Consider the following 14,422-nt stretch of genomic DNA (forward strand, 5'->3'; position numbering starts at 1 on the left):
GACGCCGATTCCCGGCTCCGCAGGGTATTCCGCACTCTTCCGTACGTAACTAATCTGATCTTTTTTCGATCAATCGATCTTTCGCTCTTGACTTCGGTCACGGCTGGTCCAAGGATCACGGCCAACGCCAATGTCGCCGCCAGTTCAGGAGCCTCGCTGTGAGCCGCAGTACGAGCAGAACGTCCCTCGCCGTAGTCGGCACCGCCACCGCCCTCGCCCTTCTCACGGCCTGCGGCGGCAGCGGCGACGACGCCGCCGCCGGAAGCGACGGCAAGCCCGTCAGCATCACCTTCTGGGGCTGGGCCAAGGGGTCCAAGGAGGTCGTCGACGCCTTCAACGCCTCGCACAAGAACATCAAGGTGGTGTACGAGGAGATCCCGTCCGGCAACGCGGGCGGCTACGCCAAGATCTCCAACGCGGTGAAGGCCGGAAACGCCCCCGACCTGGTCTCCATCGAGTACCCGCAGCTCCCCGAGTACGTCAGCCAGGGCGCGCTCCAGGACATCGGCGCGTACTTCACCGAGGACATCCGCAAGAAGCTGCTGCCGCAGGCGGTCGAGCTGACCACGCTCGGCGGCAAGAGCTGGGCCGTTCCGTTCGACGCCTCGCCGCAGTCCTTCTACTACCGCAAGGACCTGTTCGAGAAGTACGGCGTCGAGGTCCCCACGACCTGGGACGAGTTCCGCAAGGCCGCCGAGAAGATCAAGAAGGCCGACAAGAAGGTCCGCATCGGCACCTTCTTCCCCGACGACCCGACCACTTTCCAGGCGATGGCCTGGCAGGCAGGGGCCCAGTGGTACAAGCCCGAGGGTGACACCTGGAAGATCGCCACCGCCGACGCGGCCACCAACAAGGTCGCCGACTACTGGCAGGGCCTCCTCGACGACGACCTGATCCGCGCCAACGCCTCGTTCAGCCCCGAGTGGACCAACTCCCTCAAGAGCGGCGGCACCGTCGGCTACCTGGGCGCCGCCTGGGGCGCCGGTGTCCTCAAGGGCACGCTGCCCGAGCAGAGCGGCAAGTGGGCCGTCGCCCCGATGCCCAGCTGGGACGGAAAGCCCTCCAGCGGCATGCTCGGCGGCTCCACCTTCGCGGTGACCAAGACCAGCGAGAAGGCCGAGGCCGCGGTCGAGTTCGCCACCTGGATGTCGACCACCGAGGAAGGCATCAAGGCACGCATCGCGTCCGGCACGTCGAGCGCCTTCCCGGCCGCCGCGTCCCTGCGCCCGGCCGCCAAGAAGTCCTTCGACGCCGGTTTCTACGGCGGTCAGGACATCTACCAGGTCTTCGAGGGCGCCGCGGCGTCCATCGGCCAGAACTGGACCTGGGGCCCGGCGACCGGTACCGCGAACACCACCATCAAGGACCAGTTCGGCAAGGTCGCGAGCGGCGGTACCACCATCAAGGACGCCGTGAAGGCCGGGCACGACGCGACGGTCGCCGAGCTGAAGAAGCGCGGGCTGAAGGTAGAGGACGCAGGCTGATGAAGCGCGCCCGGACGACCAGAGCCGCCGCCATCCTGCTGGGGCCCTTCTTCGTACTGTTCACCGTGTGCATGGTGGTGCCGATCGGATACGCGGTCTGGCTCAGCCTGTTCACCGAGAAACAGTCCGGCCTGGGCTTCGGCGGCAGCGAGACCGTCTTCAGCGGACTCGACAACTACGCGGCGGCGCTGGGCGACCGGGCGTTCCGCGAGGGTTTCGGTGTACTCCTCGGGTACTGCCTGTTCTACATTCCGCTGCTGCTCGCCGGAGCCCTCGCCCTCGCCCTGCTGCTGGACTCCACGCTGGCCCGCGCCCGCCGGTTCTTCCAGCTCGCGCTCTTCCTGCCGCACGCCGTGCCCGGCATCATCGCCGCGCTGATCTGGGTGTACCTCTACACCCCGCAGCTCAGCCCGGTGGTGAGCGCCATGGAGTCCGGCGGGATCGGCTTCGACTTCTTCTCCCCCGACGGCGCCCTCCCCTCCATCGTCAACATCGCCCTGTGGGAGTGGCTCGGCTACAACATGGTGATCTTCTACGCCGCGTTGCAGGCCATCGACCGCTCGGTGCTCGAAGCGGCCACCGTCGACGGGGCGGGCGCCTGGCGCACCGCGCTCTCCATCAAGGTCCCGCTGATCCGCTCGTCCCTGGTGATGGTCGCGCTGTTCACGGTCATCGGCTCGCTCCAGCTGTTCACCGAGCCGCTGATCCTCAACAAGGGGACCGGCTCCGCCGTCTCCTCCACCTGGACGCCGAACATGTACGCGTACACCGCGGCCTTCGAGCGCAATGACTACGGCCTCGCCGCGGCCGCCTCCATCCTGCTGGCGCTCACGGCCGCGCTGCTGTCCTTCGTCGTCACCCGCTTCACCGGCCGGAAGGGCAAGAAAGCATGAACTCCCCCGCCTCCCGCGGCCGCTGGATGTCGAAGACCGCCGTCAACGGCTTCCTCCTGCTCGCCGTCGTCTACATGCTCTTCCCCCTTGTCTGGCTGGTCACGGCCGCCACCAAGGACACCGGCGGGCTGCTCGCGGGCAACGCGTTCTCCTTCGAGGGCTTCAACCTGGGCGAGAACCTGTCGAACCTGGCCTCCTACGGCGACGGCATCTACTTCCGCTGGTACCTCAACAGCCTCCTGTACGCGGGCGGCGGGGCGATCGTCTGCTCGCTGATCTGCGTCGCCGCGGGGTACGCCTTCGACAAGTACGAGTTCCGGGGCAAGGAGAAGCTGTTCGGGCTGGTGCTGATGGGAGTGCTGGTCCCCACCACGGCGCTCGCCCTGCCGATGTACCTCCTGGCCTCGAAGACCGGGCTGGTCAACACCTACTGGTCCGTGCTGATCCCCGTGCTGGTCAACCCCTTCGGCGTGTATCTCGCCCGGGTGTTCAGCACCGGCTACATACCGAACGAGGCCCTGGAGGCCGCCCGTATCGACGGGGCCGGTGAGCTGCGCGTCTTCTGGTCGATCGGACTGCGCATGGTCATGCCGGGCTTCGTGACGGTCTTCCTCTTCCAGTTCACCGCGATCTGGAACAACTTCTTCCTCCCCCTGGTGATGCTCTCGGACCGCAAGCTCTTCCCGCTGAGCCTCGGCCTGTACTCCTGGAACACCAACACCCACGGCGAGCCGAGCTTCTACCCGCTCGTCGTCACCGGCTCCCTCCTCGCCGTCGTCCCCCTGATCGTCGCCTTCGTCTCGCTCCAGCGGCACTGGAAGGCCGGACTGACCGCCGGCAGCGTCAAGTGACCTCATCGCGAGCCCCGAGGAGTACGTGTTCCACCATGCCCCACGCCACTGACAACCGGCCGACGGCCCTGCTCGCGATGGGGCCCGGCATCGCCGGCCGCCTCCTCGCCGACCACCACCGCACCCGGCTGGCCGCCCTCACCCGCACCGACCCGTACCTCGTCGCGCACGACCTGGCCGACCCGGAGCCCGCCGTGGCCGCCGCGCTCGCCGAGGCCGAGGTCCTGTTCACCTGCTGGGGCGCCACCCCGCTCACCCACGAGGTGCTGGCCGCCGCACCCCGGCTGCGCGCCGTCGTGCACGCCGCCGGTTCGGTGAAGCACCACATCACGGACGCCTGCTGGGAACGCGGCATCGCCGTCACCTCGACGGCCGGGGCCAACGCCCTGCCGGTCGCCGAATTCACCCTCGCCGCGATCCTCTTCGCCAACAAGCGCGTCCTGGACAGCGCGCGCCGCTACCGCGAACTGCGCACCGGGCACGACTGGCTCGCGGAACTCGACGGGTCCGGAAACTACCGCCGTACCGTCGGCATCGTCGGCGCCTCCCGCATCGGCCGCCGTGTGATCGAGCTGCTGCGCCCCTTCGACCTGGACGTGCTGCTGTACGACCCGTACGTGGACGACGCACAGGCGGCGCTGCTGGGTGTGCGGTCCGTCCCGCTCGACGAGCTGTGCGCGCGCAGCTCCGTGGTCTCGGTGCACGCGCCGCAGCTCCCGGAGACCCGCCATCTGATCGGTGCGGCGCAGCTGGCCGCCATGGCGGCCGGGGCGACGCTGATCAACACGGCCCGGGGTTCGCTGGTCGACGAGAAGGCGCTGCTGACGGAGCTGACGGCCGGGCGGCTGCGGGCGGTGCTGGATGTGACGGACCCCGAACTGCCGCCCGCCGACTCGCCGCTGTACGAGCTGCCGAACGTGCTGCTCACCCCGCACGTGGCGGGTTCGCTCGGCGACGAGCTGCACCGGATGGCCGATCAGGCGCTGGACGAGCTGGAGCGCTTCGCGGCCGGTCTGCCCTTCGCGGACCCGGTCCACTCCGGCAGCCTGAGCCACTCGGCCTGAGAGCGCCGAAAGGCCCGTGTCACCGCGAAAGGCCCCCTGCCCCACCGTCGAGCGGTGGGGCAGGGGGCCTTCTTCGGCTGTGCGCCTGACGGCTGTGCGTCAGTGGGAGTGGCCGTGACCGCCGTGACCGGCCTCGGCCTCTTCCTCGGCCGGCTTCTCGACGACCAGGGTCTCGGTCGTGAGCAGCAGCGACGCGATGGACGCGGCGTTCTCCAGCGCGGAGCGGGTGACCTTGACCGGGTCGATGACGCCGGCCTTCACCAGGTCGCCGTACTCACCGGTGGCGGCGTTGAAGCCCTGGCCCTTGTCGAGCTCGGCGACCTTGGAGGTGATGACGTAGCCCTCAAGACCGGCGTTCTCGGCGATCCAGCGCAGCGGCTCGACCGCGGCGCGGCGCACGACCGCGACACCGGTGGCCTCGTCGCCGGTCTTGCCGAGGTTGCCCTCCAGGACCTTGACGGCGTGGACGATGGCGGAGCCACCACCGGAGACGATGCCCTCCTCGACCGCGGCGCGGGTCGCGGAGATGGCGTCCTCCAGACGGTGCTTCTTCTCCTTGAGCTCCACCTCGGTGGCGGCACCGACGCGGATCACGCAGACGCCACCGGCCAGCTTCGCGAGGCGCTCCTGGAGCTTCTCGCGGTCCCAGTCGGAGTCCGTGGCCTCGATCTCGGCCTTGATCTGGTTGACCCGGCCCTTGACGTCGCCGGGCTCGCCGCCGCCGTCCACGATCGTGGTGTCGTCCTTGGAGACGGTGACGCGGCGGGCGGTGCCCAGCACGTCCAGACCGGCCTGGTCGAGCTTGAGGCCGACCTCCTCGGCGATGACGGTCGCACCGGTGAGGGTGGCGATGTCGCCGAGCATGGCCTTGCGGCGGTCACCGAAGCCCGGGGCCTTCACGGCGACGGCGTTGAAGGTGCCACGGATCTTGTTGACGACGAGGGTCGACAGCGCCTCGCCCTCGACGTCCTCAGCGATGATCAGCAGCGGCTTGGAGCCACCGGCCTGGATGACCTTCTCCAGCAGCGGGAGCAGCTCCTGGATGGAGCCGATCTTGCCCTGGTGGACGAGGATGTACGGGTCGTCGAGGACGGCCTCCATACGCTCCTGGTCGGTCACCATGTACGGGGACAGGTAGCCCTTGTCGAAGGCCATGCCCTCGGTGAAGTCGAGGTCCAGACCGAAGGTGTTGGACTCCTCGACGGTGATGACGCCGTCCTTGCCGACCTTGTCCATCGCGTCCGCGATGAGCTCGCCGACCTGCGGGTCCTGCGCGGAGAGCGCGGCCACGGCGGCGATGTCGGTCTTGTCCTCGATCGGGCGGGCGGTCGCGAGGAGTTCCTCGGACACGGCCTTGACCGCGGCGTCGATGCCCTTCTTCAGGGAGGCCGGGGAGGCACCGGCGGCGACGTTGCGCAGGCCCTCGCGGACGAGCGCCTGGGCCAGGACGGTGGCGGTGGTGGTGCCGTCACCCGCGACGTCGTTGGTCTTGGTGGCGACCTCCTTCACCAGCTGGGCACCGAGGTTCTCGTACGGGTCGTCGAGCTCGACCTCGCGCGCGATGGTGACACCGTCGTTGGTGATGGTGGGGGCACCGAACTTCTTGTCGATGACGACGTTGCGGCCCTTGGGGCCGATCGTCACCTTGACCGTGTCGGCAAGCTTGTTGACGCCGCGCTCAAGGGCGCGACGGGCGTCCTCGTCGAACTTCAGGATCTTCGCCATGGGAGCTGAGCTTTCCTCTCGAACGAACCGCGCCCCCGGCCACCCGGCTGGTTATCGCAGGGGGGCCAGGGGCGCAGCACAGAAAACGTGGGTGAATTACTTCTCGATGATCGCGAGCACGTCGCGAGCCGAGAGGACGAGGTACTCCTCGCCGCTGTACTTCACCTCGGTGCCGCCGTACTTGCTGTAGAGCACGACGTCGCCGGTCTTGACGTCGAGCGGAAGACGCTCGCCGTTCTCGAAGCGGCCCGGACCCACGGCCAGGACGACGCCCTCCTGGGGCTTCTCCTTGGCGGTGTCCGGAATGACCAGGCCGGAGGCCGTGGTCTGCTCGGCGTCGAGCGGCTGGACCACAATGCGGTCCTCGAGCGGCTTGATCGCAACCTTGGAGCTGGCGGTCGACACGATCCGGTCTCCCCCTTCGGAGATCTCACGGGGTAACAGTCTTGGGTGGCGACCAGGCCGATCCGTCGTCGCGGGTGCCGGACCTGCCAGTCGCGCAGTGGTGTTGGCACTCTCCAGTGGTGAGTGCCAGAAGTGAGACTATGACCGCGATTAGCACTCGGTCAAGCGGAGTGCCAATTCGAGCGATCGTGGCGTCGTCGGACCGGGCCCGGCCGGGGCCGGTCCGACGCCCGGACAGCAGTCCGGACAACAGCCCGGACACCATGAGGGCAACGTACGGACGGACCGGACCGTTCCGTACGACCGTGGGGCGTGACCGATTCCCCTCCTGCCCCGGGAACGCACCGCCCGGCCTCGGTGAACGGCTGCCTCGATGCGGCGCCCGGGCTGGCGCTCCTCCTCCTGGAGGGGGCGGTCTGCGCGGTCGTCCTCCTCCCGTCGGCCCTCTCGCGTTCCGGCCCCGGCGCTCCGGAGCCGGAACGGGCAGAACCGCCGCCGGTGTTCTGGCCCCCCGTCCTCGTGTCCGGCGCCTCCGGCGCGGTGACCCTCCTGTTCGCCGTCGTCCTGACGCGCAGCCGCTGGCCCCTGGCGGGCAGGACGCAACTGGTGGCCGTGCCGGCGCTGAGCGCGATGGCGGTCCCGAGCGGCGCCGAGGACGCTGGCCGCGCGCGTCCGCCCGTCGCGCCCGCGCCCTCGCACATGGACGGCCCGGGGCACCGCGGCCACCCGTACCTCGGCGGCGGGAACAGCCGCGGGCGCCCCGGCTCACGCGGCTGACGTCATACGTAGTCCTCCAGCCGGGCCACGGCGTAGCCCCGCTCGGTGACGGTTCTCATGACGGTCCGCACCAGGTCGGTCATGCTGCCGCCCCACGCGGCCCGGCCCCGGAAGTGGGTGAGGATGATGTCGCCCGGATGCAGGTCCCGGTCCGCCTCGCGCCACTCCATGCGGTCCGGGAAGGCCTCGGCACTCCACAGCGGCACGGCCTTGATCCCGCAGGACCGCGCGGCCCGGAGCGTGTCGCCGTCGTAGTTGCCGTACGGCGGGCGGAAGAGGCGGGGCCGTTTCCCGGACCACTCCTCCACGGCGTCCTGCTGACCGCAGATCTCGCGCCGCTGCTCGTCATACGAAAGGCCGGGCAGGTACGGGTGGTGGAGGGTGTGGTTGCCGAGGACGGTGCCCAGCCGCTGCGCCTCGCCGAAGTAGCCGTAGTTGTCCTTCACCTCGGTATCGCTGAGGAACGCGCTGTACGGGATGTCCAGCTCGTCCATCATCTGGAGCAGCTCGGGGTCCTTCTCGGCGCCGTCGTCGATCGTCAGGAAGACGACCCGGTCCGTGGTCGGGACGGTGGTGAAGACCGGCGGCAGCGCGTCGTCCCCGCCCTCCACCTCGAAGCCCTCACGGGTGGTGAGGCGCGGTTTCACGACGGGTGGCAGCGGGGCGATCAGCGGCGGCCTGCCGAGCCCCCACTTCGCGGCGATCCTCGCCCGGACCGCGGGGGTCAGCCGGGCGTTCTCGTAGCGCTCGCCGGGCAGGCGGGCCAGGCCGCGGCGGAGCCCGGGGACGCCCGGCAGACCGGCGGCGGGGTTCAGGCCCGCCTGCGGGCCCGGGTTCCCGGCGAGGGCCCGGTCCCGGGATCCGGCCTCGCCCGGCACCCGCCCGCCGGACTCGGAGGCGCAGCCCGAGCCGACCGCCGCGACCAGGAGTGCGGCCAGCACGGCGACGGCAGGCCGCCGCGGACCACGGCCATGCCGTCGCCGGTCCGGCTCCGCGGACGGTCTGGGAGGTTTTGCGGTTGATTTGTCGTTTTGTCGTACAAGTTGCATGGCGCCGCATCCTGCCAGCAGGCGACCGGCCTCCCGGCCCGACACCGCCGCCGGGCCCGCCGGTCTACCCGGCTGGCTCACAATGGGGCGGGTGAACGCTCTCGCCCCGAACGACCCGTCCGCCACCGGCCGGTCCGACGCCCCCGACCCGCTCGCCGGCTTCCTGGCCCTGCGCACCCCCGAGGGCGCCGCGCTCCTGGCCGGACTGCGCGACTACGACCCCGCCCAGGAACTCGCCACCGCCACCCGGCTGCGCCGCACCCACCCGGCCGCCCTGGTCTCGGCGGCGCTCGGGCAGGCCCGGCTCCGGCAGCGGGCGGTGGCGAAGTTCGGCGCCGAGGACGCGCACCGGATGTTCTTCACGCCGAACGGCGTCGAGCAGGCCACCCGCACCTCGGTGGCCGCCCACCGCGCCCGGCGGTTCGCGGCTGGGGGCGAGGTCCGCCACGTCGCCGACCTCTGCTGCGGGATCGGCGGCGACGCGATCGCGCTGGCCCGTGCGGGCATCCGCGTAACTGCCGTGGACCGCGACCCGCTGACCGCCGAGGTGGCCCGCGCCAACGCGGCCGCCCTGGGGCTGGCCGACCTGATCGAGGTGCGGTGCGCCGATGTCGCCGCCGTCGACACCTCGTCCTGCGACGCGGTCTTCGTCGACCCGGCCCGGCGCGGCGGCCGGGGCCGGATCTTCGACCCCGAGGCGTACTCGCCCCCGCTGTCCTGGGCGACCGGCGCCGCCCTCGCGGCCCCCCGCGCCGCCCTGAAGATCGCCCCCGGCATCCCGCACGAGGCGATCCCGGAGCAGGCGGAGGCCGAGTGGATCTCGGACGGCGGCGACGTGAAGGAGGCGGTGCTCTGGTTCGGCGAGGGCTTCACGCCCGGCGCGTACCGCGCCACGCTGCTCCCGGCGGGCGCCACCCTGTGGTCCGCCGCTCCGCTGCCCGCCCCGCCGGTGGGCCCGGTCGGCCGCTACCTGTACGAGCCGGACGGCGCCGTGATCCGCGCCCGTCTGGTCGCCGACCTGGTCGCGCGGTGCGAGGGACGACTGATCGACGAGACCATCGCGTACATCACCGGCGACCGGCCGTACACCTCCCCGTACACCACCGGGTACGAGATCACCGACCAGCTGCCGTTCGGCATGAAGAAGCTGAAGGCGCTGCTGCGGGAGCGGAAGGTCGGCGTGCTGACCGTCAAGAAGCGCGGTTCGGCGGTCGAACCGGAGGAGCTGCGGCGCCGGATGAAGCTCCAGGGGCCGAACTCCGCGACGGTCTTCCTGACCCGGGTGGCCGGTGCGCCGACGATGCTGATCGGCCACCCGCTGACCGGCTCCGACGGCTGATCAGACGAGGTCGGTCAGGTCCTCCGCGTACACCTGCGAGAGCGGCTGCGGGCCCACGTACTGCTGGCAGTTGCACTGACCGGACTCGAAGCGGACCGGCTTCTTGGTCTCGTCCCAGGCCGTCGGCACCTCGACCCGCTCGTGGCAGCGGCCCTGCTTGTCGTGCTTGGCGAGGTGGTGCGTGCAGCCGCAGACCGGCTCCGGCGGCTTGCTCGCCGCTTCGACGGCCAGTCGCTCCTGCCGGGCCGTCTCCAGCAGTTCGAGCTTGCGTTCATGCCGATGGCGCAACGCCGTACGGACGTTGTCGACGACCCATCCGAAGCCGCCCATCCAGAAGATGATCAGCACCCACCAGTACCACTCCATGACGCCCTCCCCCTGCGTGCCGCATGTGCCCTGCAAGGATAGGGCGCCGGTCAGCGGTGGGAACCGCCCCCGACGGAGAACAGCGGCGCCGGGGCGGGCGCCCCGGCCAGGACCCGCAGCACCCAGCGCCGGTGGGCGAACGCCTTGACCAGGCCGATCAGCCCGACCAGCCAGGCGATCATCCCGAGCCCCATGACGAGGACGGCCAGGCTCGGGCTGTACCCGTCCGGCGGGGCGTTCACCGGGAAGACGAAGCAGGTGCCGAGGCCGGCCGCGCAGAGCACGAACGACAGCACCAGCCAGACACTGGACGCGCCCGGCATCCGCAGCGCCGCGTCCCGCGCCGGATCGCGGTCCAGACCGCCCCAGGCGTCGAGCAGCCGACGGACCCGGCCGTCGCGGCGCAGCCCGATGACGACGAGCACGACGGCGGGCACCAGGCAGCAGACGCCCAGGACGAGCAGCAGGAAGCCCACCCCGGCGCTGATCACGTCGTACGTCTCCTCGAAGGTGAGCAGCGCCGAGCCCACCAGCAGCCAGCCGAACGCGCCGAGCGAGCCCCACAGCCAGAGCGCCACCAGCCGCCCCGGTCCCACATGGACGCGCACCAGATGCCCGAGCACCGCGGCCCGGTCGGTGAGCAGCGCCTCCCGGTCGGGCCAGGAGCGTATCTCCACGGGCGGCGGCGGGGGCGGCAGTGGTGCGCGAGGGGACATGGGCATGACCCTACCGACCGGGCGGTGCGGGAAGGTTCAGGCGTTGCGCAGTGCTTCGAGGTCCAGCTTGCGCATGCCCATCATGGCCGCGGTGGCGCGCTGTGCCCTGGCCGGGTCGGGGTCGGCCATGACCTCGGTGAAGCCGCGCGGCACGAGCTGCCAGGACAGGCCGTACCTGTCCTTGAGCCAGCCGCACCGGCCTTCCTCGCCGTCCTTGGTGAGCTCGGCCCACAGGACGTCGGTCTCCTCCTGCGAGGCGCAGTCCACGGCGAGCGAGACCGCCTCGGTGAAGGGGAACTGCGGGCCGCCGTTGAGCGCGACGTACTCCTGGCCGGCCAGCCGGAACCGTACGGTCATGGCCGTGCCCGCCCGGTCCGGTACGGCGTCGTTGTAGTGGGTGACGTCCAGGACCTCCGAGTCGCCGCCGAAGACGGACACGTAGTAGCGCGCGGCTTCCTCGGCCTGGGTGTCGAACCACAGGAAGGTCGTGATCTTCTGCATGGTCTGCTCCTGTCGTGTGGTGCCGGTCCGGTGAAAGGGTGGACCGCTCCGGGGACCGGAACTCATCGGCCGTCGCGGGCCGGATGCCCGGCACGGTCCAGGAGCATGGCCCGCTCCCGCGCGTTACGGGTCAGCCCGGCGGCCCGTACGAACTCGGCGCGCGCCTCCCCCGTACGCCCCGTCCGGGCCAGCAGGTCACCGCGCACGCTGGGCAGCAGGTGGTAGCCGTCCAGCGCCGGATCGGCGGCCAGGGCGTCGACCAGGGCGAGCGCGGCCTCGGGGCCCCGCGCCATGGAGACGGCCACGGCCCGGTTCAGGGCGACGACCGGGGACGGCGCGATCGCGGCGAGCCGGTCGTAGAGGGCGACGATGGTGTCCCAGTCGGTGTCCCCGTACGCCGCCGCCCGCGCGTGGCAGGCGGCGATCGCGGCCTGCACGGTGTACGGGCCGAGCCCGCCCCCGTCGGCCGCCGCGACGGCCCGCTCCAGGGCGGCGACCCCACGCCGGATCAGCAGCCGGTCCCAGCGGGCCCGGTTCTGGTCGGCGAGCAGCACCACCGCGCCGTCCGGGCCGGTCCGGGCCGCGGTGCGGGAGGCCTGGAGCTCCAGCAGCGCGGCCAGCCCGTGGACCTCGGGCTCGCGTTCCATCAGCCCGGCGAGCACCCGGGCCAGCCGCAGCGCGTCCTCGCAGAGCGCCGGACGCAGCCAGTCGCCGCCCGCGGTCGCCGTGTAGCCCTCGTTGAAGACCAGGTAGATCACTTCGAGGACGGAGCCGAGACGGGCGGCCCGGTCGGGCCCGTACGGCACCTCGAAGGCGACGCCCTCGCGGCCCAGGGTCCGTTTGGCCCGGACGATGCGCTGGGCGACGGTCGGTTCGGGGGCCAAAAAAGCGCGGGCGATCTCCTCCGTGGTGAGGCCGCCCAGGAGCCGCAGGGTGAGGGCGATCCGGGCCTCGGTGGAGAGGACCGGATGGCAGGCGGTGAAGATCAGCCGGAGCAGGTCGTCGTCGATGGCGTCCGGCTCGGCGGGCTCGGGCGACGGCACGTCCTCCAGCGACCGGCCCACCTCGGCCAGCTTGCGCGCGTAGGTCTCCCTGCGGCGCACGAGGTCGATCGCGCGGTGTCTGGCGGTGGCCATGAGCCAGGCGCCCGGCTTCTCCGGGACGCCCGACTCGGGCCACTGTTCCAGCGCGGCGACCAGGGCGTCCTGCGCGAGTTCCTCGGCGATGCCGAGGTCGCGCACGACGCGGGTGAGACCCGCGACGATCCGCGGGGACTCGATCCTGAAGACCGCCTCGACCGCCGCGGTTGTCACTGTCACGGTCCCCCATCCCAGCAGCAGGGCCGGGACGGGGCAAGCCGGGCCGTCAGCCGACCACGGTGGCCTCGTCGATCTGCCGGACCTCGCTGGTCACGGTCCAGCTCTCCGGGTGGGCGCTGAGGAAGCGGCGGGTCCACTCCAGGGCCTCCGCCATGTCCTTGGCCTGGAGGATGGCATAGCCGCCGACGACCTCCTTGGTCTCGGTGAAGGGTCCGTCGGTCCGGCTGAGCCGCCCGCCGGACCAGGTGAGCCGGGTGCCCTCGGAGGTCGGGGTGAGCCCGGCCGTCTCCAGCATGACCCCGGCCTTGGTGATCTCCTCGAAGAGGGCGCCCATGCGCTTCTCGAAGTCGGCGTCCGGGGCCTTGTCGGGCAGGTTCTGCTCGTCGATGCGGATCAGCGTCATGAAGCGCGGCATGGTGACTCCCGGGTCTGCGCGGCGGGGGCTCTCCCCGCCTCTCACCCTTGCGTCGAACGGGATCCGGCCGGATCGACAGTTCCCGCGAAATTCTTTCGGGAAACCGTCCGGCCGGCCACCGGAGCACGGGCGACCCGCGCGGTCAGCCGCCCGCCCCGGTGACCTCCACGGACTCGAAACGCCAGCGGTGCACCGGGCGGGTGACCAGCGCGGCGTCCGGTTCGGGCAGCTCGGGGAGCGCGTCGTCGTGGCCGCCCTCCCACCAGGTGATCACCAGGACCCGGTCCTGCGAGGCGCGCAGCAGCTCGCGGCGGAGCGGCTCACGGGCCAGCTCGGCGGCGCGGGCCCGCGCCCACTCCAGGAGCTCGGCGCCCCGGCCAGCCGTGGCACGGGCCTCCCACATGAGGGCGACGGTCATGAGTAGAGGTTGTCCTTGCTGATCTCGTGGACGTGGTCGTGGGTGTGCGCGTGGGCGCCCGGTACGTGGGGGTCGGTCACCGGCAGCGAGGAGTCGGCGGACAGCTCCAGGTCCGAGACCGGACGGTTGCGGGCCACCATCTCGGCGCCCAGCGCGGCGACCATCGCGCCGTTGTCCGTGCACAGCCCGGGGCGGGGCACCCGCAGCCGGATCCCGGCCCGCTCGCACCGCTCCTCGGCCAGCGCCCGCAGCCGCGAGTTGGCCGCGACGCCGCCGCCGATCATCAGGTGGTCGACGCCCTCGTCCTTGCAGGCCCGTACGGCCTTGCGGGTGAGCACGTCCACCACGGCCTCCTGGAAGGACGCCGCCACGTCCCGTACCGGCACCTCCTCGCCCGCCGCGCGCTTGGCCTCGATCCAGCGGGCCACCGAGGTCTTCAGCCCGGAGAAGGAGAAGTCGTACGCGGCATCGCGCGAGCCGGTCAGGCCGCGCGGGAAGGCGATCGCCGCCGGGTCGCCCTCCTTGGCCAGCCGGTCGATGACCGGGCCGCCGGGGAAGCCGAGGTCCAGCACCCGGGCGATCTTGTCGAAGGCCTCGCCCGCCGCGTCGTCGATGGTCGCGCCGAGCGGCCGTACGTCGGCGGTGATGTCCGGTGCGAGCAGCAGCGAGGAGTGGCCGCCGCTGACCAGCAGCGCCATCGTGGGCTCGGGCAGGGGGCCGTGCTCCAGCTGATCCACGCAGATGTGCGAGGCGAGGTGGTTCACGCCGTAGAGCGGCTTGTTCAGCGCGTAGGCGTACGCCTTCGCCGCCGATACGCCGACCAGCAGCGCCCCGGCCAGGCCGGGGCCCGCGGTGACGGCGATCCCGTCGAGGTCGCGGGCGCTGACGCCGGCTTCCTTCAGGGCGCGCTCGATGGTGGGGACCATCGCCTCCAGATGGGCGCGGGAGGCGATCTCCGGGACGACGCCGCCGAAACGCGCGTGGGTGTCCACGCTCGACGCGACGGCGTCGGCGAGCAGGGTCGTGCCCCGGACGATGCCGACACCGGTCTCGTCGCAGGAGGTCTCGATGCCGAGTACGAGCGGTTCGTCAGCCATCAG

The 14,422-nt window shown here is 71.5% G+C and carries 16 protein-coding genes; 6 read left to right on the forward strand and 10 right to left on the reverse strand.

The window, feature by feature from the left end; translation table 11 throughout:
• Positions 1-158 precede the first annotated feature (158 nt).
• The 4 genes from ACFVWY_RS03885 to ACFVWY_RS03900 are packed head-to-tail and all read left to right on the forward strand — an operon-like array spanning position 159 to position 4,292.
• Positions 159-1,484 carry an ABC transporter substrate-binding protein gene (locus ACFVWY_RS03885; protein ID WP_389867014.1) on the forward strand — a complete coding sequence of 442 codons (1,326 nt, stop codon included), beginning with the start codon at positions 159-161 and terminating at the stop codon, positions 1,482-1,484.
• Positions 1,484-2,377, forward strand: coding sequence for a carbohydrate ABC transporter permease (locus tag ACFVWY_RS03890; protein WP_389867016.1), 894 nt, complete (start codon positions 1,484-1,486; stop codon positions 2,375-2,377). Before ACFVWY_RS03885 ends, ACFVWY_RS03890 begins: the two co-directional genes overlap by 1 nt.
• Entirely contained in the window at positions 2,374-3,228 is an 855-nt protein-coding gene (locus ACFVWY_RS03895) for a carbohydrate ABC transporter permease (RefSeq protein ID WP_376685980.1), read from the forward strand. The genes ACFVWY_RS03890 and ACFVWY_RS03895 overlap by 4 nt, the downstream gene beginning before the upstream one ends.
• A gap of 35 nt (positions 3,229-3,263) precedes the next feature.
• A complete protein-coding gene (locus tag ACFVWY_RS03900) occupies positions 3,264-4,292 on the forward strand; it encodes a hydroxyacid dehydrogenase (protein ID WP_389867018.1) in 1,029 nt (342 codons plus the stop codon).
• Positions 4,293-4,391: 99 nt separating this feature from the next.
• Here ACFVWY_RS03900 and groL read toward each other — a convergent pair whose 3' ends face one another.
• Both groL and groES read right to left on the reverse strand, forming a co-directional pair.
• Positions 4,392-6,017 (reverse strand): chaperonin GroEL, encoded by a 1,626-nt coding sequence (groL, locus tag ACFVWY_RS03905; protein WP_389867020.1) that lies wholly within the window; start codon positions 6,015-6,017, stop codon positions 4,392-4,394.
• Between the two features lie 96 nt (positions 6,018-6,113).
• Positions 6,114-6,422 (reverse strand): co-chaperone GroES, encoded by a 309-nt coding sequence (gene groES, locus ACFVWY_RS03910; RefSeq protein WP_389867021.1) that lies wholly within the window; start codon positions 6,420-6,422, stop codon positions 6,114-6,116.
• Between the two features lie 312 nt (positions 6,423-6,734).
• Here groES and ACFVWY_RS03915 point away from each other — a divergent pair, with 312 nt between their 5' ends.
• A complete protein-coding gene (locus ACFVWY_RS03915) occupies positions 6,735-7,199 on the forward strand; it encodes a DUF6234 family protein (protein WP_389867023.1) in 465 nt (154 codons plus the stop codon).
• 2 nt (positions 7,200-7,201) lie between these two features.
• Here the strand turns inward: ACFVWY_RS03915 and ACFVWY_RS03920 are convergent, their stop codons facing one another.
• Complete coding sequence (locus ACFVWY_RS03920; RefSeq protein ID WP_389867024.1) at positions 7,202-8,248, reverse strand: polysaccharide deacetylase family protein; 1,047 nt, start codon at positions 8,246-8,248, stop codon at positions 7,202-7,204.
• Between the two features lie 82 nt (positions 8,249-8,330).
• Between ACFVWY_RS03920 and ACFVWY_RS03925 the strand changes: the two genes are divergently transcribed.
• Positions 8,331-9,587 (forward strand): methyltransferase domain-containing protein, encoded by a 1,257-nt coding sequence (locus ACFVWY_RS03925; protein ID WP_389867025.1) that lies wholly within the window; start codon positions 8,331-8,333, stop codon positions 9,585-9,587.
• On the opposite strand, the gene ACFVWY_RS03930 is transcribed toward ACFVWY_RS03925, so the two are convergent.
• The 7 genes from ACFVWY_RS03930 to tsaD form a co-directional block, all read right to left on the reverse strand.
• Positions 9,588-9,953 carry a hypothetical protein gene (locus ACFVWY_RS03930; RefSeq protein ID WP_389867027.1) on the reverse strand — a complete coding sequence of 122 codons (366 nt, stop codon included), beginning with the start codon at positions 9,951-9,953 and terminating at the stop codon, positions 9,588-9,590.
• Positions 9,954-10,003: 50 nt separating this feature from the next.
• Positions 10,004-10,669 carry a hypothetical protein gene (locus ACFVWY_RS03935; protein WP_389867029.1) on the reverse strand — a complete coding sequence of 222 codons (666 nt, stop codon included), beginning with the start codon at positions 10,667-10,669 and terminating at the stop codon, positions 10,004-10,006.
• A gap of 36 nt (positions 10,670-10,705) precedes the next feature.
• Positions 10,706-11,170 (reverse strand): VOC family protein, encoded by a 465-nt coding sequence (locus ACFVWY_RS03940; RefSeq protein ID WP_389867031.1) that lies wholly within the window; start codon positions 11,168-11,170, stop codon positions 10,706-10,708.
• A gap of 62 nt (positions 11,171-11,232) precedes the next feature.
• On the reverse strand, positions 11,233-12,483 hold the full coding sequence (locus tag ACFVWY_RS03945; protein WP_389867104.1) for an RNA polymerase sigma factor: 1,251 nt from the start codon (positions 12,481-12,483) through the stop codon (positions 11,233-11,235).
• A 52-nt stretch (positions 12,484-12,535) separates the two neighbouring features.
• Positions 12,536-12,904 carry a YciI family protein gene (locus ACFVWY_RS03950; protein ID WP_389867033.1) on the reverse strand — a complete coding sequence of 123 codons (369 nt, stop codon included), beginning with the start codon at positions 12,902-12,904 and terminating at the stop codon, positions 12,536-12,538.
• Between the two features lie 142 nt (positions 12,905-13,046).
• The gene (locus tag ACFVWY_RS03955) at positions 13,047-13,322 is read right to left on the reverse strand and encodes a hypothetical protein (protein WP_389867035.1); all 276 of its coding nucleotides are present in this window, start codon (positions 13,320-13,322) and stop codon (positions 13,047-13,049) included.
• Positions 13,319-14,419: a tRNA (adenosine(37)-N6)-threonylcarbamoyltransferase complex transferase subunit TsaD gene (gene tsaD, locus ACFVWY_RS03960; protein ID WP_389867037.1), complete on the reverse strand. Its 1,101-nt coding sequence runs from the start codon at positions 14,417-14,419 to the stop codon at positions 13,319-13,321. The genes ACFVWY_RS03955 and tsaD overlap by 4 nt, the downstream gene beginning before the upstream one ends.
• Positions 14,420-14,422: the final 3 nt, after the last annotated feature.

Source organism: Streptomyces sp. NPDC058195 (assembly GCF_042883525.1).
Taxonomy (GTDB): Bacteria; Actinomycetota; Actinomycetes; order Streptomycetales; family Streptomycetaceae; genus Streptomyces.

Coding starts and splice junctions, on each gene's coding strand:
- ACFVWY_RS03890 (WP_389867016.1), top strand. CDS start 1,484: ATGAAGCGCGCCCGGACGACCAGAGCCGCCGCCATCCTGCTGGGGCCC.
- ACFVWY_RS03895 (WP_376685980.1), top strand. CDS start 2,374: ATGAACTCCCCCGCCTCCCGCGGCCGCTGGATGTCGAAGACCGCCGTC.
- ACFVWY_RS03900 (WP_389867018.1), top strand. CDS start 3,264: ATGCCCCACGCCACTGACAACCGGCCGACGGCCCTGCTCGCGATGGGG.
- groL (WP_389867020.1), bottom strand. CDS start 6,017: ATGGCGAAGATCCTGAAGTTCGACGAGGACGCCCGTCGCGCCCTTGAG.
- ACFVWY_RS03920 (WP_389867024.1), bottom strand. CDS start 8,248: ATGCAACTTGTACGACAAAACGACAAATCAACCGCAAAACCTCCCAGA.
- ACFVWY_RS03925 (WP_389867025.1), top strand. CDS start 8,331: ATGGGGCGGGTGAACGCTCTCGCCCCGAACGACCCGTCCGCCACCGGC.
- ACFVWY_RS03930 (WP_389867027.1), bottom strand. CDS start 9,953: ATGGAGTGGTACTGGTGGGTGCTGATCATCTTCTGGATGGGCGGCTTC.
- ACFVWY_RS03935 (WP_389867029.1), bottom strand. CDS start 10,669: ATGTCCCCTCGCGCACCACTGCCGCCCCCGCCGCCGCCCGTGGAGATA.
- ACFVWY_RS03940 (WP_389867031.1), bottom strand. CDS start 11,170: ATGCAGAAGATCACGACCTTCCTGTGGTTCGACACCCAGGCCGAGGAA.
- ACFVWY_RS03950 (WP_389867033.1), bottom strand. CDS start 12,904: ATGCCGCGCTTCATGACGCTGATCCGCATCGACGAGCAGAACCTGCCC.
- ACFVWY_RS03955 (WP_389867035.1), bottom strand. CDS start 13,322: ATGACCGTCGCCCTCATGTGGGAGGCCCGTGCCACGGCTGGCCGGGGC.
- tsaD (WP_389867037.1), bottom strand. CDS start 14,419: ATGGCTGACGAACCGCTCGTACTCGGCATCGAGACCTCCTGCGACGAG.